We start from the raw sequence: 22,810 nt of genomic DNA on the forward strand, positions 1-22,810 counted from the left end.
TTTTCCTCCTGGCAAGTGTTTTAATCAATTTTTCTGTTTTTTAATAAAATCTTCATATAATGGAGACATTGCTCTTAAGCCGCTTACGATTTCTTTCAGCTTATCTACTACGAAATCAGCGTCTTCCATGGTGGTCTCTTCGCTTAATGTCATACGCAGGGAACCATGTGCGATCTCGTGAGGCAGTCCGATTGCCAGAAGTACATGGGACGGATCCAGGGAACCTGATGTACAGGCGGAACCGCTGGATGCACAGACGCCATAGTTGTCAAGCATAAGCAGCATGGACTCTCCTTCGATGAACTGGAAGCTTACGTTTACGTTGTTTGGAAGACGTTTGGTAGGATGACCGTTTAATTTCACATATGGAATCTCTTTCATGATTCTGTCGATGAAATGATCTCTTACCTGGATCTCTTTAGCGGTACGCTCTTCCATAGTGCGGATGGCACGCTCTGCAGCTGCACCGTAGCCTACGATTCCCGGAACGTTCTCTGTACCTGCGCGGCGCTTTCTCTCCTGTGCTCCGCCGTGTACGAAGGAACGGATCTTAACGCCCTTGCGAATGTAAAGGAAGCCGATTCCTTTCGGTCCGTTCAGCTTATGTCCGCTGGAGCTGAGCATGTCGATGCCTAACTCATCTACATTGATCGGCACCTGTCCAAAAGCCTGCACGGCATCTGTGTGGAAAAGGATTCCGTGCTCTTTGGCGATGGCTCCGATTTCCTTGATCGGCTGGATGGAACCGATCTCGTTGTTTGCAAACATAACGGAGATCAGGATGGTCTCAGGTGTGATGGCTTTCTCAAGCTCATCCAGCTTCACAATACCGTTCTCATCTACATCCACGTATGTGATCTTGGCTCCGCGCTCTTTCTCCAGATACTCGCAGGTATGAAGGATTGCATGATGCTCGATCTTGGTGGTGATGATGTGATTTCCTTTGGATTTATATGCTTCAAAAGTGGCTTTCAGTGCCCAGTTGTCAGCCTCTGAACCGCCAGCTGTGAAATAAATTTCTTCTCTCTTAGCTCCAAGTGCGTCTGCGATCTGGCCTCTTGCCTTGGTAACGCCTTCCTTGCTCTTGGATGCGAAATCATAAATGCTGGATGGATTTCCATACATTTCAGTAAAATAAGGAAGCATTGCTTCTACAACTTCCGGAGCGGTCTTGGTGGTAGCCGCATTATCCAGATAAATCATTTTTCCCATTTTTCTTCCTCCTGGTTTATTGGTATCAATTCGATATGAAAGAACCCCGGAAAAGGGCTTTTTTCATCTATCTCCTTAGGTACTTTTTTATTTCCTAGTAATTCGCTTGGATTTCTAGTCCACTTTACCAGATAATAACAGTTCTGTCAAGGCACATTTGGGCATAGATTATCTAAAAAGATAGTGGTCTGATCATCATGTCTGATAAGCTTTTTTTCAGGGGAACCCTGATCCTTACCTTTACTGGCCTTGCCAGCCGGATCATGGGTTTCTTCTATAGAATATTCCTTTCTCATACTATTGGTGCACAGGGAGTTGGAATTTACCAGCTTACCCTTCCCGTTCACGGGATCATCCTGGCTGCAGCGGGAATGGGAATCCAGGCTGCCATTTCCAGGCTGTGCGCCTCCTTTACTGCCCTTGAAAAAGAAAAAGAATCGCGAAATACACTGCTTCTTGGAATGTTTCTTTCCGGGGCTGTTTCCCTTCTTTTGTCGGCAGGGGTGTACCTGAATGCGGATTTTATTGCGGGGGAGCTTTTGAAGGAAGCAAGAACTGCTTCTTTGCTTCGCATTCTCTCTTTTAGTTTTCCCCTGAGTGCCCTGCATTCATGCGTCAACAGCTTTTATTATGCCAGAAAAAAAACCGGACTTCCAGCCTTTATCCAGCTTTTGGAGCAGACTTCCCGGATTGGCAGCACCTATATGATCTACCTGGTACTTCTGTCTGGTGGAAAAGAAATCACTCCCATGATTGCAGCTGGCGGTGCGCTTTTTAGCGAGATTGCGGCAACTGCTGCCTGCTTTTTAGCACTGGGCGTGGATTTTTCCCGGGAAAATTATCATCCTCTTTCGGGATTATGGAGGCAGCCCAGAAATCCTGGCTCTGTTCTTTCTTCTTTAAAGGAAATTGGAGAGATTGCGGTGCCTCATTCTGCAAACAGGCTGCTGCTTACGGTGCTTTCCGGCATTGAAATGGTTCTCATTCCCCAACAGCTGCTTCTGGCGGGAATGACGCAGACAAATGCGCTGGCTGTGTACGGGATTTTCACGGGAATGGCTCTGCCTTTGATTCTGTTTCCCGCTACTATCACCAATTCCGCTTCTGTAATGCTGATGCCTTCTGTGGCAGGACTTCAGGCACTTGGCTATGAAAAAAGGATTCGCTATGTGATCTGGCGCACACTTGGAACCTGTTTTTTCTTCGGGGCTTTCTGCACTTTGTTTTTCTTTCTTTTTGGAAAGCCGCTTGGAATTTTTCTGTTTCACAGTGAGACTGCGGGAGTGTACATAAAAACGCTGGCGTTTATCTGCCCGTTTCTTTATACCAACACCACCCTGGAAAGCATTATGAACGGGCTTGGCAGACCAGATGCCTGTCTTTTCCACAATGTTGCGGGAGTGTGCATCCGCATTGGCTTTGTGATCCTTTCCGTTCCCAGCATGGGGATCCGTGGATATTTTTATGGAATGCTGATTTCCCAGCTAATTCTTACCCTGCTTCATTTTATTTATCTAAACAGAATGAAGTTATCGGACTGATTTTCACGAAATTTGCCTATCGACATTTTTCGGTTCATAGTCTATAATATTGAAACGAAAGCAAATTTTGCCGATAAAAGGAGAAAATACCATGGGATTTGAATTCATCAAAAAGCTTCCGACACCCGACGAGATCCGCAACCAATATCCCATTGATGCAAAGATCAAGGCACTGAAAGAGAAACGTGATCAGGAGATTCGTGACGTATTCACTGGAAAATCCGATAAATTTCTTGCAATCATCGGTCCCTGCTCTGCAGATAATGAAGATGCTGTATGCGATTATCTGCTGAGACTTCGCAAAGTTCAGGACAAGATCGCGGATAAAGTTTTAATCATTCCACGAGTTTATACGAATAAACCGCGTACTACCGGAGAGGGCTATAAGGGTATGGTTCATCAGCCAGACCCGGAGAAAAAGCCGAATATGCTTGCCGGACTTGTTGCCATCCGTAAGATGCACATCCGCGCTATTGAGGAGAGCGAGTTTACCTGCGCAGATGAGATGCTTTATCCGGAGAACTGGCGCTACCTTTCCGACCTTCTTTCCTACGTAGCAGTTGGTGCACGTTCTGTTGAGGACCAGCAGCACCGTCTGACTGTCAGCGGTATGGACGTTCCGGCAGGAATGAAGAACCCTACCAGTGGAGATTACAGCGTTATGCTGAACTCTGTTGTGGCAGCTCAGGGAAGCCATACTTTCATCTACAGAGGATGGGAAGTTGAAACTACAGGTAATGAGCTTACACATACCATTCTTCGCGGTGCGGTAAATAAGCACGGAGAGGCCATTCCGAACTATCATTACGAAGACCTTCGCCTTCTTTTTGAGAAATATTCTGCTAAGAATCTCAAGAACATGGCTACTATCGTAGATACCAACCACTCCAACTCCAACAAGCAGTATGAGCAGCAGATCCGTATTGCCAAGGAAGTGCTTCACAGCCGTCAGGTTGATTCTGATGTACATGGTCTGGTTAAGGGGCTTATGATCGAGAGCTACATCGAGCCAGGCAACCAGAAGATCGGCCCGAACCATGTATATGGCAAATCTATTACAGATGCATGCCTTGGATGGGATGAGTCTGAGAAGCTGCTGTATACTATTGCTGAGATGTGCTGATAAAGGTGTATCTGGCAGAGTGATTTCTGTTTGTTCTATCTGATTAGAGAAAAATCTCCTGGATTCTGATTTTGAGAATCCAGGAGATTTTTTTATGGGGTTTCATTTTTGGGCGTGACTTCCTTAAAACTGCCCAGAATACTTTCCCGGACAGTCTTTTCGCTCTTATTCTATATCCTAGAGCGTGTTTGAAAAATCATTCCCGCAAAGTGGGGCGTACATCTTGCAGAAAGCCTTTTTCAAACATGCTCTAGTGTCTCGGATGTGCTTTCATGTACACATCTCTCATCCTGTTAATGTTCATGCTGAGGTAAACCTGTGTGGTGGAAATATTGGAGTGGCCAAGCATTTCCTGGACGCTTCTGATGTCCGCACCGTTCTGGAGCATATGTACGGCGAAGGAATGCCGCAGGGTGTGGGGTGTAATGTCTCTGTGGATTCCAGCTTCTTCTGCATAGCCCTTAAGCATTTTCCAGAAACCCTGGCGGCTCATGGCCTTGCCGGAGCAGTTGGTAAATAAAGCATTCTCGTTGTCATCCTTCACAAATACATCCCGTCCCTTGTCCAGGTACAGATCAAGGGCTTCCTTGCTCACATTGCCGACGGGGATAATGCGCTCTTTATTTTCCTGACATACTACATAGCCCATCTGAAGATTCACATCGCTCACTTCCAGATGGATCAGTTCGCTGACGCGCATGCCTGTGGCATAAAGAAGCTCCAGCATTGCCTTGTCACGAATGCCTTTTGGCGTAGTCAGGTCTGGCTGCTTCAGGAGATTGTCTACCTCCTGGATGCTGAGAATCTCAGGAAGCTTCTTCTCCACCTTGGGAGATTTCAGATTGTCTGCAGGGTTCTCATCGATTCTTCGCAGGGCGAACATATGCTGGAAAAACGCACGCATGGAAGCAACGCTTCTGGAAATAGTGGAGGACGCGAAATTTTCTTTCTCCATATAATCCATATATCCCATAAGGTCAAATTCCCGCACCTCTTCCACAGCAGCAATGCCCTTCTTCTGCAGGTACGCTGCCATCTTAGTCAGGTCACGCTGATAGGAAACCTCCGTATTCTGGGATGTCTTCTTCGTATTATGTAAATAATCAATAAATTCGCGTATTTCCTGTTCCATACTGTTTACTTCCTGTCTCTTCTGTTCTGAATTTCGCTTCATAAATCCAAATAAATGATAAATACAGCCTCAGTTCTCCGACTGCCCGCTCCATCATTATTCATCGCATTTTATGCGTATTCTTTTTTCACGCTCTAAGATATGGGCTAGTCACCCACAATAATTTAAAATGTACCTGTATTATACTTTGTAATTGACATAAAATCAAACCTTTTTTTCGCGCCGAAACCGCTTAAAATTGGGCTTTTTTCAGTTATTTTACAAAATAATGTTAATCTTATGGTAACCAGCACTATATCTTGTTGTTTTTTCTCGAATTTTGTCTAAAAAAAATTTATAAATCCAAGGATTTGCCGCAAAATCCAGGGATTTATGCACCATTCCAGAAGGATTCCAAGCCCGAATATGGCTGTCCACAGAAGGGAATTCAAAAAATAGCTGCTTACTTTTCCCGGAAAAATCCCATGATTGCGCCAGATTGCCCTGGATTCTTTGTAAACCATCCCGTAGACTTTCATCCACACGGGAATATAGATGAGATACTGGGGAAGCAAAAGCCCCGCTGCCACGGCTCCACCTGCCAATCCAAACTGCAGGATAGACATGACAAATACCATTCCAAGGCCAAGCCCCGTAAAAATCATGGACAGCACTGCAAGGGGCACCCCAAACACTGTAAATCCGCACAGCAGTGTAAGGAGAAACATCCCGCCCCGCATCCCAATGATCTGGTACAGATATTCTTTTCCATATGCGGCAGTCCGTCCATAGGTGCCAAGCAGATAAACCGCGGAAAAAGCCTGCTGCTTCCAGGTAAACCGGTAAACAAGATTGGGAATTATCATTCCTGCCAGAAATCCAAAGAGCAGCAGGGCCATTCCCGGAAAAGTGGTTTTCGTTTTGATGCAAAGTAATTTTTCCATAGCTTCACCCTGTACCATTCTACGCCGACTTTGTTTTAATTATGAAAAAAGTCAGCTGTTCCACGCCTATGCTGTTTCCACAGCTGCCGTACAGAATTTTCATAATAAAAAACCGCCTCCGCATTTCTCATATTTCATGAAAAATGCGGAAGCGGTCTCTTTGCTTTTTAATGTAAATTAACTCCGATTATTTGGCATAATCAACGGCTCTGCTCTCGCGGATCACATTGACCTTGATCTGGCCCGGATACTCAAGCTCAGCCTCAATCTGCTTCGCTATGTCTCTTGCGAGAAGTACCATCTCAGAATCGTTCACATGCTCAGGAACTACCATCACACGGATTTCTCTACCAGCCTGGATCGCAAAGGATTTCTCTACACCCTTGAACTGGTTTGTAATGTCCTCAAGCTGTTTCAGTCTGTTGGTATAAGTCTCCAGTGTCTCTCTTCTGGCACCTGGACGCGCTGCGGAAATCGCATCTGCAGCCTGTACGATGCAGGCGATAAGGCTCTCCGGCTCCACATCACCATGATGTGCTGCTACTGCATTAATAACAAGCGGGGTTTCCTTATACTTCTTGCAAAGGTTTACACCAATTTCAATGTGAGATCCTTCAACCTCATGATCAATAGACTTACCAATATCATGAAGCAAGCCTGCACGTTTCGCCATACGTACGTCTACGCCAATCTCTCCTGCAAGCAAGCCGGAAAGCTGCGCAACCTCGATGGAGTGCTTCAATGCATTCTGTCCATAGCTTGAACGGAATTTCATACGGCCAAGGAGTTTCAGAAGTTCTGGATGAATACCGTGAACACCAACATCCATAGCTGCATTCTCACCATCCTCACGGATCTGGTTTTCAACTTCCTTCTGCGCTTTCTCAACCATTTCTTCGATTCTGGCAGGATGGATACGTCCATCTACGATCAGCTTCTCAAGAGCTACTCGTGCCACCTCACGTCTGATAGGATCAAAGGATGAGAGGACAACTGCTTCAGGAGTATCGTCAATAATAAGATCTACACCTGTCAAAGTCTCCATGGTACGAATATTACGTCCCTCACGGCCGATAATACGTCCCTTCATCTCATCGCTTGGAAGCTGTACTACGGAAATAGTAGTTTCGGCAACGTGGTCTACCGCACATTTCTGAATGGCATTTACCACATACTCTTTGGCTTTTTTTCCTGCTTCTTCCTTCGCCTGATTCTCAAGTTCTTTGTAAAGCTTGGCAACATCAACCTTTACATCGTCTTCTACAGATCTGAGCAATTCTTCTTTTGCCTGTTCGGAGGTTAAACCGGAAACACGTTCCAGTTCCTGTACTCCTTTCAGCTCAAGCTCGTCTACTCTTCTTTCTTTCTTTTGCAATTCAGCAAATCTCGCTGTACACTCTGCTTCGCGCTTCTCAACTGCCTCAGCCTTCTTATCGACGGTTTCTTCCTTCGCTAAGACACGCTTCTCATATTTCTGCAGTTCGTTTCTACGTTCCTTGGTTTCCTTCTCCAGTTCATTTTTAGTGCGGAGAGATTCTTCCTTTACTTCCAATAAAGTTTCACGTTTCTTTGTTTCGGCCGCCTTTAAAGCTTCATCAATGATGCCTCTGGCCTTTTCTTCAGCTGACCCAATCGTTTCTGCGTCTTTCTTAACCTTATTATCCACAGAAACTTTACTAGTAATAGGAACCGCAATCAGTAGAGTGGCTACTACAGCGACAACTGCAACAATAATTGTTGTCACAGGAGCACCTCCTCAATATTTAGTTTTCATTGTGCAATCACAACAATACAAGTTTATCTTTTTTTTAGAATTATGTCAAGTTTTTCTACAGAAAAATGAAATTTATATTTCGTCAAGTTTCATCACAGCTCAAAAAGCCTATAAATCAAGGGTTTTCGCGGTTTGGATAAAAATTAATCTGTCGTCTATTTTCGTCTTTTTTCTTTCAAATGTCATAAAATTTGTCATAATTTTTGTCATAAAAAAGCCACCGCCCAATAAAAGGAAAGTGGCCTTGATTTTCAGATAATATTTTCTGCTTTTTTCATTTCATTCTGAATACGCTCATAGTCCGCATGATTGTAAATATCCATTGTCGTTGCAATGTCAGAATGTCCCATAATAACCTGTAACGCTTTTGGATCAATCCCAGCTTCGGCAAGACGTGTACAGGCTGTGTGTCTCAATATATGAGCTGTTATGTGCGGCAATAAAATAGGCTCCCTACATTCTCCTTCTGCTATCACACACTCTCGTTTATTATAGGTATTCACTATATTGATAAGTGGATGATCCAAACTCTGCGGCGTAAACTGCTTTCCCACAGAATTAATAAAAACAAAATTTCTTTTCCCCTCCAGGGACTTTTCCTTTGAACGTCTGCCAAGAATAAAATCAAGCTCCCTTTGCTTTATCAGGCTTTTTCGCGCCGTTTCTGTCAGTGGAATATCACGTTTGCTTGTCTCTGTTTTCAGTGGATGGATATAATACTTTTGACCTTCGCCCAGATTCTTATATATTAACTGCTGCCTTACATGTATCACACTCCCCTTTAAGTCAACATCTTCCCAACGCAGCCCACAAATTTCTCCAATACGCAGTCCTGTGGATAGTGCAAATACAATGACAGGATAATATCAAAGATTAATAAAGATTGTGCAATACAAACTAGACGAAATAAAACATTTTTCAAGAAATGAATATATATTGGGATGGGGAACGCCAGATGATATGATTTTACAGATTCCTAAAATTGCAGAAAAATATAATTACTCACTATCTTATAATTTCATGAAATGTTTTGTAAAATGGCTAAATACTAAAAATTAATTATTTAAATATCAATTATATTATTTTTATCTTTTTATTTCATTTTGTTCTAACCCATGCTATACTAACTATGTTGTCCACCCGATACCCGACAACGGGAGGAGGTGTAGTCCATATGGAAATCATCATTTCTTTTCTTGTCTCCTGTACGGCTGGTGTAGTTTGCCACTACATCATCAAATGGCTAGATGGCGACGAGTAAGGGCAACACTAACCTAGTAGTTTCTTGTCTACTATAAATAAACAAGAAGAAGCCCCCAGTATTCGCGGTACTGAGGGCTTCACTCTTTTTGTCCACATGGACTCATCATTTCTTTTGCCTAATGGCATTATAGCATATGCAAATCTTGAAATCAATATACCAACTTGCTTGAAATCCAAGAAAATTTCCGCTGTTTGTCATAAAAATGTCATAAAACTATATTTATTTGGTTTCTTTCATGTCTGGAAACGCTGTAAAATCAAGGCTTTCCAGTCCTTTCCATAGAAATATAACACTTTTCTACAGAAAAAGAGAATTTAAATTTCGTCAAGTTTCATCACATTCCCAAGAGCCCATAAAAATAAAAGATTTAAAACTCTCATTCTGACAAAAAGGAATTTCTCTCACAAGTAATGTGCATCTCATCCAGTACGTGGGAGATGTCTCCGTAGGAAAAGCCTCTGCGGAGCAAAAAGCCTTGAAGCCTTCGCATGGCTTTCTCATCCAATGCGGAGTCTGGCTGGCATTTCTTCTGGACAGTGGCGCGAAGGACGGCCAGCTCGTCGGGCTGTTCCACTTCGGCAGCTGCCTCCCAGGCTGCAAGGGCTGTGGCACGGTCAACTCCTTTACCAGAGAGCTCCTGGAGGATCTTCTGGCGGCTCTTGGTGCCCATCCGAAAGGAAATGTAGTTCTCGGCATACCGCAGGTCATTGAGATAGCCGTAGGAGCGCACATATTCCATGGCATCCTCTGTAGCTTCTGCTGAAAAGCCTGCCTGACGCAGCCGGTCAGACAGGCCTTTCTCTGTGCGGTCCATATGTTCTAAGAGAAGCATTGCCTTCCTTCTGGCATTCTTCTGCTCTTCAGATACAGACGCCATCATTTATTCCTCTTCTTCCTCAGGAGCATCAGCTGTCAATGCTGCTTCAGCAGTCTTCGTCTCCTGCTGTTCCTCTTCCTCACCTGGAAGCAGGTTATAATGAATGCGCACCTTGCGCTCGATCTCATCGCAGATCTCCGGGTGCTCCTTCAGGAACAGCTTGGCATTCTCACGGCCCTGGCCGATCTTATTGCCCTCGTAAGCGTACCATGCACCGCTCTTGTTCACAATGGAATTCTCAGCGGCAAGGTCAAGGATATCGCCTTCCTTAGAGATTCCAGTACCGAACATAATGTCAAATTCTGCCTGCTTAAATGGCGGAGCTACTTTATTCTTCACTACCTTGATTCTGGTGTGGTTACCAACCATCTCACCGCCCTGCTTCAGGGTCTCTACCCGGCGCACATCAAGACGCACGGAGGAGTAGAACTTCAGGGCACGTCCGCCGGTGGTGGTCTCCGGGTTACCGAACATAACGCCCACCTTCTCACGAAGCTGGTTGATAAAGATCACAACGCAGTTGGACTTGCTGATGATGGCAGTCAGCTTACGAAGTGCCTGGGACATCAGACGTGCCTGCAGGCCTACGTGGCTGTCTCCCATGTCTCCGTCGATCTCAGCCTTTGGAACCAGGGCTGCAACAGAGTCCACGATGATAATGTCAACAGCACCGGAACGCACCATGGTCTCTGCGATCTCAAGTGCCTGCTCGCCATTATCCGGCTGGGAAATATAAAGGTTGTCAATGTCTACGCCGATATTCTTGGCATATACAGGATCCAGGGCATGCTCCGCATCAATGAAGCCTGCGATTCCGCCGCGCTTCTGCACCTCAGCTACCATGTGAAGGGCAACTGTGGTCTTACCGCTGGACTCTGGTCCATAAATCTCTACAATACGTCCCTTGGGCACACCGCCTACGCCAAGAGCAATGTCAAGGCTTAAGGAACCTGTGGGAACGGTCTCTACCTGCATGTTGGCACTGGATTCTCCCAGCTTCATGACAGAGCCCTTGCCATACTGCTTCTCAATCTGTCCCAGCGCTGCTTCCAGGGCTTTTCTCTTCTCTTCATTTATCATGATCTCAATTCTCCTGTTCTTAATAATCAGTACAGTCCCAGATGCTGTAACCATTAAACGGACTGTATAAATATCTCTTTTTCAAAAATACGAACCTATGTTCGTTTCTTTCTGTAGTACATAGTATCTTAAATCCATTCTCTTGTCAAGCGTTTCCTTAAATTTCTGTCCGCTATTTTCCCCCTTGGTTACTGTTCACTCCGTGCCCAGTAACACGCTTCGCGATGCACAGAAATCATGCTTTGCATGATTTCGCGCCGCAATCCTCGGGTTTTCTGTGAACTTTGTTCACAAAAAACACCTCGCGGAATATTACCTATGAACAGTACCCCCCCCCTTGCGCCTGCCAGCTTCAGGCACTTGACCCCACTTCGCCATGTGCCTAAATCATGCACTGCTAAAATACGGACTTTACCGCCTGCCAAACACTTACGTAATTCAATTATCAATCTCTTCCCCTGTTGGAATCTTCCCGGAATTCGGGTGTGAACTTCTTATGTATGCCGGAATCTGTACACATTTTCCCAAATCATGTACCAGACTTCCTGTATTTCTGAAATGATTCTGCGCGGCCTGATTGCCGCCTTGCCTGTCAGTAACTCTACTATATAGCAAAGTATCCGGAATTACAAGAGTTTTTTCCTCCGTAATCCCGGATACATAACCGTTTGGTGAGCTTTCCTCATAAACGGATGCGTCATCTGTGATTCACATCACAACAGTTCCCTTTTTCAACCACGCTCCAGAACACTTCTCACATGATCTACTTCTTCCCTTGCAGCCTGCGCCGCCGGCACGTAATAGCCTCTTGCGCGAGCGATCTGGTAAATCTCCTCCTGGGACATCTCACACTGGTTTCTCATCTGCTTCAGAGTCTGTTTCAGCTGGGGATTCTCGGTCTGCGGGATCATTTCCCCGTAGCGGGTCAGCTCGCCGTTGATTCCCGCAAGGGTATCTGCTACCATTACTTTCTCATTCATGTGTGCCACCTCCTACTGTAAATACTGCATCAGCTGGTTTTTGCAGTCTGCCGCGGACTGGGCAGACTTCTGGAAAAACTGCTTTACCTGAGCGTCTGTCGCCTGTCTGGCATACTCATCCATTTTACAGTGGGTGGTGTCAAAGCCACCGATCAGGTGTCTTAAATTCTGCAGATCCAGTTCTGAAATCTCGTTCATATACTCCGCCTCCTGTTCATGATTTTCTCAATGCCCGGCAGGCAAGGTAAAACCAAAGCCATAAATTGCCCATATAAGTACAGTTCCTTCATGACCTTGTCCAAAACCCGTATAAACAAAATACAGGAGAAAATCCATTCTCCTGTATCCTGAGCCGGACACCTTACAAAAGGTAATATGTCCGATTTTTCATCTTATTATGTACCGAATCTGTTTCCAGAAATTTCATGCGGTACGGATCTTACTCTCCGATGAGCCAGTTGTACATCTCTTCGTACTGACGTGCGGAATTACCCCATGAGAAGTCTTTTGCCATTGCACGATCCACCATCTTATTCCATTCGCGCTTCTTATCATAGAAAATACGCTCTGCATAGCGGATTGTAGTAAGCATCTCATGTGCATTATAATTGCTGAAGGAAAAGCCGGTTCCGGTTCCCTCAAACTCATTATACGGCTCTACAGTATCCTTCAGACCGCCTGTCTCTCTGACGATTGGAAGTGTTCCGTAACGAAGGCTCATCAGCTGGCTTAAGCCGCATGGCTCAAACAGAGACGGCATCAGGAACGCATCGGAAGCTGCATAGATTCTGTGGGACATGCTCTCATCATAATAAATCTGTGCAGATACCTTGCCATGATACTTCCAGTCAAAGTGACGGAACATATTCTCATAACGCTCATCACCTGTACCAAGTGCCACGATCTGTACGGAATCCTGGCAAAGCTCATCCATAATATAGGCGATCAGGTCAAATCCCTTCTGGTCTGTCAGACGGGAAACGATACCGATCATCATGGCCTTCGGATCTTCCTCAAGGCCTAAATCCCTCTGAAGCTGGATCTTGTTCTTCACTTTCTCCTTGCGGAAGGTAGCTGCATTGTAGCATGCAGTCAGATTGCGGTCTGTCTCCGGGTTAAAATCTGTGTAGTCAATACCGTTTACAATACCTCTAAGGCTGTTGGAACGTGCGCGGAGCAGTCCGTCCAGTCCCTCGCCGTAGAACGGTGTCTTGATCTCATCTGCGTAGGTATTGCTTACAGTGGTAACCGCATCCGCAAATACGATACCGCCTTTGAGGAAATTGCCGTCCTTGTATGCCTCAAGCTTATCCGGTGTAAAGTAATAATCGGAAAGTCCGGTAATCTCCTTGATGGTCTTCACATCATACACGCCCTGGAATTTCAGATTGTGGATGGTCATAATGGTCTTGATTCCCCAGAAGAACTGATTCTGCTGGAAGCTGTCATGGAGGTAAACAGGAACAAGGCCTGTCTGCCAGTCATGGCAGTGGATAATATCAGGACGGAAGCCGATCACCGGAAGTACGGAGAGCACTGCCTTGGAGAAGAATGCGAATTTCTCCAGATCCCACGGAGCGCTGTCATACGGCTTCGGGCCGCTGAAATAATATTCATTATCTATAAAGTAGAACTGGATACCGTCATATTCCATCTGTAGAACACCTACATAGCAGTTCTTGTAGCCCAGATCCATGTAGAAGTGTGTGACATATTCCATTTTGTCCTTCCACTCCTGTTTCATGCAGGCATATTTCGGTAAAATTACGCGAATGTCAAAATAGCGTTTATCAAAGCATTTCGGCAGTGAGCCAGCAACGTCAGCTAATCCCCCGGTTTTAATAAAAGGCACTGCTTCTGATGTTGCAAAAAGAATTCTTTTCATTCAAAAAACCCTCCTTAGTAATAGCAAATAGCTTCTGATAGATTACATTATACCCTATTTTCCTCCTATTGGAAAGAACGATTTTTATATTCCAGCCGGATTTTATCCGCAATCAGGGCAATAAATTCAGAATTAGTAGGTTTTCCCTTCCCATTACTTACTGTGTAGCCAAATAACTGGTCAATGGTGTCCATTTTTCCCCGGCTCCAGGCTACCTCGATGGCGTGGCGGATGGCACGCTCCACACGGCTTGGGGTGGTCTGGTGACGCTTGGCTATGGTGGGATAGAGAATTTTGGTAATGGAGTTCAGCATTTCCATATCATTTACGGATAAAATAATGGCATCCCGCAGATACTGATAGCCTTTGATATGGGCGGGAACTCCGATCTCATGTATAATGTCCGTCACGTCCGTTTCCAGATTTCCGGGATTGTATGTACCTTCCTCTTCTCTTTTTCTGGGGCGGTTCACTTCCTTCATCCGGCGTTCTCCAGCCCGGCGGATGTGCTTGATCCGGTTCAGAAGCATTTTGTTGTCAAAGGGCTTCAGCATAAAATAGTCCGCCCCAAGATCAAAAGCATCCTCTGTGATCCGTTCCTGTCCCACAGCAGAAACTACGATAAAAGAGGGAACCTTTTTCAGATTGTCGTCATGACTTAACCGTTCCATTACAGAAAGCCCGTCCAGCTTGGGCATGATAATATCCAGAACAACCACGTCCGGCTGCTTTTCTTTTATAATATTACAGATTTCTTCTCCGTTATGTGCTTTTCCAACCAGCTTCAGATCCTCGTCCTGATCAATGATTCTGCTTAGTACTTCCACCATTTTCTCATTGTCGTCTGCGATTGCCACATTCAATTTTTCCATGAGGCTATTCTCCTCCTATTTCGAAAATCCTCCAACAGGCTTCTGTCGGAGATATATTGATGCCGGGGTAAAAAGTCACTTTCTACCAGTCCGGCATCCTATGATTGCTTGTACAAAACATCTGGGCCCTGTTTGCTCTTGCACATTTTTCAGAAAAATTTTCCTTTGCTGTAACAACGTCTATTATAGTGGAACAGCCATGGGGAAATCAAGCCGAAACTGCCGATTTTACTGGATTTTCGTTCGATTTGTTTCGAGGTTTTTTGCTCATTTTCCAGACAGAAAAAAGGCATTTTCCCAATTAAATTTTATAATGTGACAGCATTCCCCACAGTGTCTCATTTTAACCTTTGTTTGTCATTTTTCGCATTTTATGATTGAAAGAAATGGAATCCGTTCATAAAAATACAAGACTGAAATTATGATTTTCCCACATACTAAAAAAGAATCGAAGAAGCAGATATCAAGTTAAGGACAAAAAACCTTTTGACCCTAACTTCATTTGATCTGACAAACAAAAGAAAAGGATGTGACAGACATGAACCAGAAACGAAAATACAGACATTTTATCCTGTTTTGTCTGGTCCTGGATCTTCTTGCAGTGGTATTTCTCGGCTATCGTTATCTGGACCGGAAAATTCCGGATGAAATCCACATTGACAGAAATTCGGGACTAGATTTTTCCAGTCTTTCCGGGATCCCTTTTGTTTCTTTCGGGGATACCATTACGGTGTCGGGAGAAGGAAGCTATCAGCTGCCCTGCACGCTTTTGGGGAAAATACATTTTAAGGATATCAAAGTGACACCCACGGAGGCGGACAGCATTCTGGTCAGCGGGAGCAGCGTGGGAATTTACATGGAAACCTCGGGCGTGCTGGTGATCGACACCGGGGAAATTCTTTCCAGCGACGGACAGATTCAGGATCCTGCGAAAAATCTTCTGAAGCCTGGTGACTATATTGTTGCCCTGAACCAGCAGAAAATATCCTGCAAGCAGGACCTGATCGACGATCTGAAGGATCTGGACGGCAGCGCGGTTACGGTGAGTATCCGAAGGGAAAACAGCCTGGTTCCGGTGTCTCTCACGCCTGTGCAGGATTCTTCGGGCAAATACAAGCTCGGCATCTGGGTACGGGATGATACCCAGGGAATCGGAACTTTGACTTTTGTTACAGAGAATGGAAAATTCGGTGCACTGGGACATGGGATCAGTGATGTGGATACCGGGAATCTTCTTTCTATTAAGGGCGGAAAGCTTTACTGCGCGCAGATTCTCGGAGTGCAAAAAGGTGCCAAGGGAAAGCCCGGAGAGCTTTCTGGGCTGATACGGTATCGGAATGATAATGTGATCGGGACAATTAACTCTAATAGTGAGAATGGAATTTATGGAAATTTTACGGGGAATTTCGGCAGTGATTCCCAGCAGTCAATCGCTTTGAGAAAAATGAAAATCGGATACAAGCAGGAACTTCAAGTCGGTCCTGCCTCTATCCTGTGCAACGTAGGTGACGGCGTGAAGGAATATGACGCCAAAATCACCCGAATCGATATGAACCACGAGGACTCCAACAAAAGCTTCGTAATCCAGGTAACAGACCCTGAGCTTATCGACACCACCGGCGGCATCGTCCAGGGAATGTCCGGCAGCCCGGTGCTGCAAAACGGCAAGGTAGTGGGCGCCATCACACACGTTTTCGTTCAGGATGCGGCAAGCGGATATGGGATTTTTATTGAAAATATGCTGGACACATAAATGCTCAAAAAAACAGTAAAAGCCCGCCAGCCCGAAGTTTGTTTCGCACACTCCAGGCTGGCGGGCCTAATTTCATAGGAACCTTATTCCATTATCTTTTTACAGAATGGACATAAACCACTCCACGGTCTTCGGATCGTAATGGGAGAAGAACAGGCTCTCGCCGCCGTCCAGGATGGCTACCCAGACCGGGTTAACATCCCGCTGACAGACGAAGAAGCACATGTAACCTTTTATGTCATAAAAAGAGAAACCGACCGCTGCAAAAATTCTTCTGAAAAATAAGTAAAAAAATAGAGATACCTGCATTTTGCAAGTATCTCTGTCTGTTCCAATATGAAAAGAGTTCTGTATTTCTACAGACCTGCCTTGCACTCTCCTGCCAGCTTTTTCATCTCTCTTGCGTTCTCGAGGACGGCGTCGGTGATCTGGGCGCCGCCTAACAGGCGGGCCAGTTCGCGGATGGAGGACTCCTGGTCCAGGGTATGTATCTGGGTGGTGGTCTTGGTGCCTTCTACCTGCTTCTCGATTTCGAAATGGGAATCTGCCATGGCTGCGATCTGGGGCAGGTGGGTGATGCAGAGCACCTGATGGTGGTGGCCAATCACTGCCATTTTCTCGGATACCTTCTGGGCGGTGCGGCCGCTGATTCCGGTGTCGATCTCATCGAAGATCAGAGTCTCAATCTGGTCACGGTCGGCAAGGATTGCCTTCAACGCCAGCATGATTCTGGAAAGCTCACCGCCGGATACGATCTTGCCAAGAGGCTTCAAGGTCTCCCCAGGGTTGGTAGAAATCTCATACTGAATCTCATCGAAACCGTTGTCTGTGAAGCTGCTTCTTCTGGCAAAGGTGATGGCAAACTGCACATCCAGGAAATTCAAATCTTTCAGGCCCTGGATCACCTTTTCCTCCAACTGATGGCTGTATTCCCTTCGCACTTCAGAAAGACGGCCGCAGGCTGCTTCCAGCTTCTTCTCGGCCTTAACTAATTCCGCCTTGGCTGCCTCAAAAATTTCCTCATATTTCTGAAGCTTCGTCAGCTTCTCCTGCTGCTTTTTCTGGTATTCCTGGATTTCCTCGATCCGCTGTCCGTATTTTGCTTTTAGGCCATTGATCAGATCCAGACGGCGCTCTGTCTCATAAAAAACAGATTCGTCAAAAGTCATATCATCCATATAAGAGGACAGTTCCCTGTTAAAGTCGTTGAGAAGCCCGTCCACCTCGCTTAAAGTCTGGGAAAGGGATTCCAGCTGATCATCATACTCCGTCACTCTGGAAAGCTCACGAAGAGCCTCTCCCACAGCTTCTCCCGCTCCCTGACCGTCATACCCGGTAAGGGCGTGGGCACTCTGGAGGGAATCGATAATTCTCCGTCCATTGGAAAGCTTCCGGTACTGCTTCTCCAGTTCCTCATCTTCCCCCGGAACCAGGGCTGCTTTCTCGATCTCATTAATCTCAAATTCCAGAAAAGCCATCTCCCGGTTCTTCTGCTCCTCGTCCATATCAAGGGATTTCAACTCTGCCTGGCACTTCCGGTATTCCTGATAGGCTGCCTTCACCTTTTCTTTTTCCGGGAAAATCCTCTCACGGCCGTAGGCATCCAGAATCTCCAGCTGCTTCTCCTCGTAAAGAAGGGACTGGTGCTCATGCTGTCCGTGAATGTCAAGAAGACATGCCGCTGCAGCCTTCATCTGGCTTACCGTACTTGTCTCCCCATTTATCTTATTGATGCTCCTGCCGTCCATGATCTTCCGGGACATCAATACCTGTCCGTCCTCCGGGTAAATATCCAGTGCGGCAAGCGCCTCCTTTGCTTTCGTATTCTCCACCTGGAACAAAAGCTCCACCAGCGCATAGGGAGCATTTTCCCTGATCATGCTTCTGGATGTCTTTCCTCCCAGGATCAGCTGCATGGAACCAAGAAGAATGGACTTACCAGCACCGGTCTCACCAGTGAGGATATTAAGTCCAGGCCCGAATTCCACTTCAATTTCATCTATGAGTGCAAGGTTTTTTACGTGTAAATGTACTAACAAAGCTGACCTCCTTACGATTCGCTCATATTATGCTGCCAAAGCCAAACCCTCAAAAACAATCGGCGGCAGCTGTTTCAGATAATGCTTTTTTCAGACAACAATCGAGCAGGAAATTCCTGCCCGATTTATTTTTTGCGGAAACGTTCCAAACTCTTTTGGCCAAATCGTCCCTTTTTATCTTCTGTTCAAAATACCGCCAAGCTTCTCCATAACGCCTTCGGCCAGCTCGGTGCTTTTGCAGGCGCACATGATGGTGTCATCTCCTGCGATGCAGCCCAGGATTTCCGGCCACTTCAGGGCATCCAGGGCAGTGGCAACTCCCATTGCCATTCCGGTAACGGTCTTGATCACCACAAGATTCTGTCCCACATCAATGGAGACAATGGCATCGTTAAGCACCCTTGTGTACTGGTCTCCCAGTCCTGGCTGTGTGTCCTGCAGGATCGCATAACGGGATTTCCCGTCCTTTCCTGCAACCTTGGTCATTTTCAGGGCACGGATATCCCGTGAAACCGTTGCCTGTGTCACCTTAAAACCGGCTTCATTTAATCTGGCTGCAAGCTCTTCCTGTGTATCTATGTCATATTCCTGAATCAGTTCGATAATCTTTTCATGTCTTGCTAATTTCACGTCTCAACCTCCCTGCAGATATCCGTCCAATTCTCAGATGATCTGCAATTGTCTCAAAATGATATCCGTTCTGCCATATACCGCAAAGTGGGGCGTGCAGATTGCGGGAATGATTTTGGGGCACACTCTGATCAGCTGTCCCTCATCTTCTGGCGCAGCACCTCAACAAAACTCAGGTGATTCAGCTTCAGAATCCTGGTCTTCACCTCAGCCTTGCGGATCACGATCCTGTCTCCTGTGATCATGGGAATCTCGGAATCCCCATCAAAAGATGCCAGTCCTTTCTCGCAGTCATTGTGGCGTCCCTCGCCCATCTCCACTGTGATCACATCCTCCGCCGGAAAAACAATGCTTCTGGTGTTCAGGGTGTGGGGTGCAATGGGCGTCATAATGGTCATCTCCCCGCTTGGGGAAACAATGGGACCGCCTACAGAAAGGCTGTATCCTGTGGAGCCTGTAGGTGTGGAAATAATAATGCCGTCTGCGTTGTAGGAATTCAGATACTCATCATTGACGAAGTTCTTGAACCTTACCACACGAAGAGAGCCTTCCCTGGAAATAACAATGTCATTTAAGGCAATGTCTTCCCCGATGGCTTCCCCATTCCGGTATACCGTACCAGACAGCATCATCCGCTCCTCCACCTCATAAATATCTGCGATCAGTTTATCCAGTGCCTGGTATACAGACTGCCGGTCCACCTCTGCCAGAAAGCCAAGATGGCCCAGGTTCACACCCAGAAGAGGAATCTGGCTGCGCTTCTCATCATGGGCTGCCTGAATATCCCTGGCGGCCTGCAGAAGAGTTCCGTCACCGCCAAGCACAATAATACACTGTGTTTCCTCCGGGATTTTCCTGGGGTCTGTATAGTGGAACGGACCTTCCTCCTGCCGTCCGGCAAGCTGCACTTCACAGTGTTCGCCCCGTTTTCCAAGGTAATCTACCACATGATCGGTAAATTCCAGATTATTATCTTTTTCACTGTTGGTTATAATATAAAAGTTATTCATAACTGGTTTTAGTTCGCTGCTCCCGGTTTGTCCAGTGCTCCGTGAGCCTGTGCGACCACATCCTCCACCTTCACAGTCAGGCTGTCCGGAACCTGGGTTCCTTCCGGTCTTTTCTTCAGATGAAGAAGGTATTCAATATTTCCCTCCGGTCCCTTGATCGGGGAAAAAGAAAGGTGACATGGCTCAAGGGCAATGCTCATGGCGTAATCCCTTACCTTCTCTATGACTTCCTCATGAACGGCAGGGTCGCGGACAACTCCTTTTTTGCCAACCTTTTCCCTGCCAGCCTCAAACTGTGGCTTGATCAGGCAGACGATCTCGCCGTCCTCGGTAAGCAGATTTCTCACAGGGAGCAGTACCTTGGTCAGGGAGATAAAGGAAACGTCGATGGAGGAAAAAGCAGGTCTTTCCTGAATGTCCTCCGGCACTACGTAACGGATGTTTGTTTTCTCCATGCAGATCACTCTTGGGTCATTGCGAAGCTTCCAGTCTAACTGTCCGTATCCCACATCAATAGAATACACCTTGACGCCGCCGTTCTGGAGCATGCAGTCTGTAAAGCCGCCGGTGGATGCACCAACGTCCATACAGACCTTGCCGGACAGGCTCACATCAAATTCGTTCATGGCCTTCTCAAGCTTCAGACCGCCGCGGCTGACATAGGGAAGGGTATTGCCCCTGACCTCTACCTTTACGGTATCTGCAAACATGGAGCCTGCTTTATCTTCTTTCTGGCCGTCCACATAAACCTGTCCGGCCATAATGTATGCTTTTGCTTTTTCTCTGGAAGGTGCAAGAGCGCGTTCCACAAGCATCATATCCAATCTTTTCTTCATTCTCTTATTCCTTCCGGTAATTCTTAATTCTTTCGGTAATGGCAAACGGACAAAGCCCAAGCTGCTTTCTCAGGCTGTCAACGCCGCCGTGGGCAACAAAACGATCCGGGATTGCCACTGGCAGCACATGGCAGTCTGGATGGTGTTCTTCCATATAGCTGCATACATGCTCCCCGAATCCGCCGTTTTGCACATTCTCCTCTACGGTTACGATCAGATCATGGTTCTTCGCCAGCTGATCCAAAAGCTCTGTGTCCATAGGCTTCACAAACCGCACGTTCACAAAGGTCGGATCACTGCCTGCGTTTCTGAGATTCTCGCAGACCTTCTGACAGACCTCCACCATGCTTCCAATGGCCAGAACCGCGATCTGGCTTCCATTTCTTAAAACCTCGCTTTTGCCAAGGCAGATGGGAGCCTGATGCTCCTTCATTCCCTGGTACGCATTTCCTCTTGGATAGCGGATTGCCACCGGGCCTTCGGCCTTCACTGCAAAATGCAGCATTTCCCTTAACTCCCAGTCGTTCTTTGGCGCCATGACCGTCATTCCCGGCATCATGCCAAGATAGGAAATATCAAAATTCCCCTGATGGGTCTCTCCATCAGCCCCTACCAGTCCCGCTCTGTCCACTGCGAAAATCACATGGAGCTTCTGCATGCACACATCATGAAGTATCTGATCTACAGCGCGCTGCAAAAAGGAGGAATAAATTGCCACAACCGGAACCACGCCCCCAAGGGCAAGTCCTGCGGCAAAGGAAACCGCATGCTCCTCCGCAATTCCCACATCAAAGAAACGGTCCGGATACCTCTGGGAAAACTTCTTAAGCCCGGTTCCTCCCGGCATGGCTGCTGTGATGGCAGCCAATTTCTTCTCTTCCTCTGCCTCCTGGCAAAGCGCCTCAGAAAACACATCTGTATATCCCGGACAGGACTTCTGCTCCGTAGGTCTGCCTGTCTTCACATCAAAAGGCCCGATTCCGTGGAACATATCCGGATTGCGTCTGGCCGGCTCATAGCCCCGGCCTTTTTCTGTAAGCACATGAACCACAACCGGTCCTTTCACACGCTTGGCTTCATTGAAAAGACGCATCATCTGGCGCATATTGTGCCCGTCTACAGGTCCTAAATAGGTAAGGCCCATATTCTCAAAAAGCATTCCCGGGATAAACAACTGCTTGATGCTGCTTTTGGTTCTTCGCACGGCATCCACCATGGCAGTTCCCACATGTGGAATCTTCTTCACAGCCTTGTTAACGCTCATTTTCATTCCGGTGTACGCCTCTGCGGTACGGATGGCGCTAAGATAGTGGGACATTCCGCCTACATTGGGGGAAATGGACATATTGTTATCATTCAGGATAATGATAAAGTTCGTCTCCAGCTCCGCTGCGTTATTAAGGGCTTCATATGCCATTCCGCCGGTAAGGGCTCCGTCTCCGATCACAGAAACCACATGGTATTTCTCACCCAGAATATCCCTGGCTCTCACATAGCCGAGGCCTGCGGAAATGGAATCTGAGCTGTGCCCTGCATCAAAGGAATCACAGCTGCTCTCTCCACGCTTTGGAAAACCGCTTAAGCCGCCTTCCTTGCGCAGAGTCTCAAATTCGTCCTTGCGGCCAGTGAGGATCTTGTGAGTGTAAGCCTGGTGCCCCACATCCCAGATCAGCTTGTCATCTGGAAAATCCAGTACATTATGCAGTGCCAGTGTAAGCTCTACCACGCCAAGATTGGATGCCAGATGTCCTCCTGTCCTGCTGACGGATTCAATCAAAAAGCTTCGTATTTCATCAGCCAGCTGCGGAAATTCCGCCAGAGGAATCTTGTGAATATCGTTGGGCTTTTTTATTTTCTCCAGAATCATTTGTATCCTTCT

At 46.5% G+C, this 22,810-nt stretch carries 21 protein-coding genes; 5 read left to right on the forward strand and 16 right to left on the reverse strand.

Annotated elements, in window-relative coordinates; genetic code table 11:
- Positions 1–24: 24 nt before the first annotated feature.
- Positions 25–1,212 carry a cysteine desulfurase NifS gene (nifS, locus tag H8S54_RS14875; protein ID WP_021925506.1) on the reverse strand — a complete coding sequence of 396 codons (1,188 nt, stop codon included), beginning with the start codon at positions 1,210–1,212 and terminating at the stop codon, positions 25–27.
- A gap of 197 nt (positions 1,213–1,409) precedes the next feature.
- Here nifS and H8S54_RS14880 point away from each other — a divergent pair, with 197 nt between their 5' ends.
- From H8S54_RS14880 to H8S54_RS19460, 3 genes are all read left to right on the forward strand, one after another.
- The gene (locus tag H8S54_RS14880) at positions 1,410–2,753 is read left to right on the forward strand and encodes a polysaccharide biosynthesis protein (RefSeq protein WP_117851601.1); all 1,344 of its coding nucleotides are present in this window, start codon (positions 1,410–1,412) and stop codon (positions 2,751–2,753) included.
- A gap of 91 nt (positions 2,754–2,844) precedes the next feature.
- Positions 2,845–3,876, forward strand: a complete 1,032-nt coding sequence (locus H8S54_RS14885) for a 3-deoxy-7-phosphoheptulonate synthase (protein WP_021925504.1) — start codon at positions 2,845–2,847, stop codon at positions 3,874–3,876.
- A 198-nt stretch (positions 3,877–4,074) separates the two neighbouring features.
- Positions 4,075–4,173 (forward strand): DUF6783 domain-containing protein, encoded by a 99-nt coding sequence (locus tag H8S54_RS19460; protein ID WP_408610291.1) that lies wholly within the window; start codon positions 4,075–4,077, stop codon positions 4,171–4,173.
- Here the strand turns inward: H8S54_RS19460 and xerD are convergent.
- The 10 genes from xerD to spo0A form a co-directional block, all read right to left on the reverse strand.
- Positions 4,127–5,008, reverse strand: coding sequence for a site-specific tyrosine recombinase XerD (gene xerD, locus H8S54_RS14890; protein ID WP_186901744.1), 882 nt, complete (start codon positions 5,006–5,008; stop codon positions 4,127–4,129). The genes H8S54_RS19460 and xerD overlap by 47 nt on opposite strands.
- 323 nt (positions 5,009–5,331) lie before the next feature.
- Positions 5,332–5,931: a hypothetical protein gene (locus H8S54_RS14895; protein WP_147342992.1), complete on the reverse strand. Its 600-nt coding sequence runs from the start codon at positions 5,929–5,931 to the stop codon at positions 5,332–5,334.
- A gap of 187 nt (positions 5,932–6,118) precedes the next feature.
- The gene (gene rny / locus H8S54_RS14900; protein ID WP_408610292.1) at positions 6,119–7,663 is read right to left on the reverse strand and encodes a ribonuclease Y; all 1,545 of its coding nucleotides are present in this window, start codon (positions 7,661–7,663) and stop codon (positions 6,119–6,121) included.
- Between the two features lie 293 nt (positions 7,664–7,956).
- Positions 7,957–8,559 carry a site-specific integrase gene (locus H8S54_RS14905; protein WP_117851589.1) on the reverse strand — a complete coding sequence of 201 codons (603 nt, stop codon included), beginning with the start codon at positions 8,557–8,559 and terminating at the stop codon, positions 7,957–7,959.
- A gap of 786 nt (positions 8,560–9,345) precedes the next feature.
- Complete coding sequence (locus H8S54_RS14910) at positions 9,346–9,849, reverse strand: regulatory protein RecX (RefSeq protein WP_243000206.1); 504 nt, start codon at positions 9,847–9,849, stop codon at positions 9,346–9,348.
- Entirely contained in the window at positions 9,850–10,926 is a 1,077-nt protein-coding gene (gene recA, locus H8S54_RS14915) for a recombinase RecA (protein ID WP_021924441.1), read from the reverse strand.
- Positions 10,927–11,657: 731 nt separating this feature from the next.
- Positions 11,658–11,906: a spore coat protein gene (locus H8S54_RS14920; protein WP_021924442.1), complete on the reverse strand. Its 249-nt coding sequence runs from the start codon at positions 11,904–11,906 to the stop codon at positions 11,658–11,660.
- A 12-nt stretch (positions 11,907–11,918) separates the two neighbouring features.
- Positions 11,919–12,104 (reverse strand): hypothetical protein, encoded by a 186-nt coding sequence (locus H8S54_RS14925; RefSeq protein WP_021924443.1) that lies wholly within the window; start codon positions 12,102–12,104, stop codon positions 11,919–11,921.
- A 241-nt stretch (positions 12,105–12,345) separates the two neighbouring features.
- Positions 12,346–13,791 carry a glycogen synthase GlgA gene (gene glgA / locus H8S54_RS14930; RefSeq protein ID WP_021924444.1) on the reverse strand — a complete coding sequence of 482 codons (1,446 nt, stop codon included), beginning with the start codon at positions 13,789–13,791 and terminating at the stop codon, positions 12,346–12,348.
- A gap of 65 nt (positions 13,792–13,856) precedes the next feature.
- On the reverse strand, positions 13,857–14,663 hold the full coding sequence (gene spo0A / locus H8S54_RS14935; RefSeq protein WP_021924445.1) for a sporulation transcription factor Spo0A: 807 nt from the start codon (positions 14,661–14,663) through the stop codon (positions 13,857–13,859).
- 538 nt (positions 14,664–15,201) lie between these two features.
- On the opposite strand from spo0A, the gene spoIVB reads away from it, so the two are divergent.
- Complete coding sequence (spoIVB, locus tag H8S54_RS14940; protein ID WP_117851582.1) at positions 15,202–16,416, forward strand: SpoIVB peptidase; 1,215 nt, start codon at positions 15,202–15,204, stop codon at positions 16,414–16,416.
- A 356-nt stretch (positions 16,417–16,772) separates the two neighbouring features.
- Here the strand turns inward: spoIVB and recN are convergent, their stop codons facing one another.
- A complete protein-coding gene (recN, locus tag H8S54_RS14945; protein ID WP_021924448.1) occupies positions 16,773–18,455 on the reverse strand; it encodes a DNA repair protein RecN in 1,683 nt (560 codons plus the stop codon).
- A gap of 174 nt (positions 18,456–18,629) precedes the next feature.
- Positions 18,630–19,085 carry an arginine repressor gene (gene argR, locus H8S54_RS14950; RefSeq protein ID WP_021924449.1) on the reverse strand — a complete coding sequence of 152 codons (456 nt, stop codon included), beginning with the start codon at positions 19,083–19,085 and terminating at the stop codon, positions 18,630–18,632.
- Here argR and H8S54_RS19465 point away from each other — a divergent pair.
- On the forward strand, positions 19,060–19,326 hold the full coding sequence (locus H8S54_RS19465; protein WP_408610293.1) for a DUF6783 domain-containing protein: 267 nt from the start codon (positions 19,060–19,062) through the stop codon (positions 19,324–19,326). The two genes, argR and H8S54_RS19465, sit on opposite strands and share 26 nt — an antisense overlap.
- On the opposite strand, the gene H8S54_RS14955 is transcribed toward H8S54_RS19465, so the two are convergent.
- Genes H8S54_RS14955 through dxs form a run of 3 tightly spaced genes read right to left on the reverse strand, consistent with a single transcriptional unit; the run spans position 19,217 to position 22,798 of the window.
- Positions 19,217–20,095 (reverse strand): NAD(+)/NADH kinase, encoded by an 879-nt coding sequence (locus H8S54_RS14955; RefSeq protein ID WP_021924450.1) that lies wholly within the window; start codon positions 20,093–20,095, stop codon positions 19,217–19,219. The genes H8S54_RS19465 and H8S54_RS14955 overlap by 110 nt on opposite strands.
- A gap of 8 nt (positions 20,096–20,103) precedes the next feature.
- The gene (locus H8S54_RS14960; protein ID WP_117851578.1) at positions 20,104–20,931 is read right to left on the reverse strand and encodes a TlyA family RNA methyltransferase; all 828 of its coding nucleotides are present in this window, start codon (positions 20,929–20,931) and stop codon (positions 20,104–20,106) included.
- A gap of 4 nt (positions 20,932–20,935) precedes the next feature.
- Positions 20,936–22,798, reverse strand: coding sequence for a 1-deoxy-D-xylulose-5-phosphate synthase (gene dxs / locus H8S54_RS14965; RefSeq protein WP_186901745.1), 1,863 nt, complete (start codon positions 22,796–22,798; stop codon positions 20,936–20,938).
- Positions 22,799–22,810: the final 12 nt, after the last annotated feature.

This window comes from Blautia segnis (genome assembly GCF_014287535.1).
Lineage (GTDB): Bacteria > Bacillota > Clostridia > Lachnospirales > Lachnospiraceae > Blautia_A > Blautia_A acetigignens.

Bases quoted from the DNA above. Each gene is read 5' to 3' on its own strand.
- nifS (WP_021925506.1), bottom strand. From the start codon at position 1,212: ATGGGAAAAATGATTTATCTGGATAATGCGGCTACCACCAAGACCGCT.
- H8S54_RS14880 (WP_117851601.1), top strand. From the start codon at position 1,410: ATGTCTGATAAGCTTTTTTTCAGGGGAACCCTGATCCTTACCTTTACT.
- H8S54_RS14885 (WP_021925504.1), top strand. From the start codon at position 2,845: ATGGGATTTGAATTCATCAAAAAGCTTCCGACACCCGACGAGATCCGC.
- xerD (WP_186901744.1), bottom strand. From the start codon at position 5,008: ATGGAACAGGAAATACGCGAATTTATTGATTATTTACATAATACGAAG.
- H8S54_RS14895 (WP_147342992.1), bottom strand. From the start codon at position 5,931: ATGGAAAAATTACTTTGCATCAAAACGAAAACCACTTTTCCGGGAATG.
- H8S54_RS14910 (WP_243000206.1), bottom strand. From the start codon at position 9,849: ATGATGGCGTCTGTATCTGAAGAGCAGAAGAATGCCAGAAGGAAGGCA.
- recA (WP_021924441.1), bottom strand. From the start codon at position 10,926: ATGATAAATGAAGAGAAGAGAAAAGCCCTGGAAGCAGCGCTGGGACAG.
- H8S54_RS14920 (WP_021924442.1), bottom strand. From the start codon at position 11,906: ATGAATGAGAAAGTAATGGTAGCAGATACCCTTGCGGGAATCAACGGC.
- H8S54_RS14925 (WP_021924443.1), bottom strand. From the start codon at position 12,104: ATGAACGAGATTTCAGAACTGGATCTGCAGAATTTAAGACACCTGATC.
- glgA (WP_021924444.1), bottom strand. From the start codon at position 13,791: ATGAAAAGAATTCTTTTTGCAACATCAGAAGCAGTGCCTTTTATTAAA.
- spo0A (WP_021924445.1), bottom strand. From the start codon at position 14,663: ATGGAAAAATTGAATGTGGCAATCGCAGACGACAATGAGAAAATGGTG.
- spoIVB (WP_117851582.1), top strand. From the start codon at position 15,202: ATGAACCAGAAACGAAAATACAGACATTTTATCCTGTTTTGTCTGGTC.
- H8S54_RS14955 (WP_021924450.1), bottom strand. From the start codon at position 20,095: ATGAATAACTTTTATATTATAACCAACAGTGAAAAAGATAATAATCTG.
- H8S54_RS14960 (WP_117851578.1), bottom strand. From the start codon at position 20,931: ATGAAGAAAAGATTGGATATGATGCTTGTGGAACGCGCTCTTGCACCT.
- dxs (WP_186901745.1), bottom strand. From the start codon at position 22,798: ATGATTCTGGAGAAAATAAAAAAGCCCAACGATATTCACAAGATTCCT.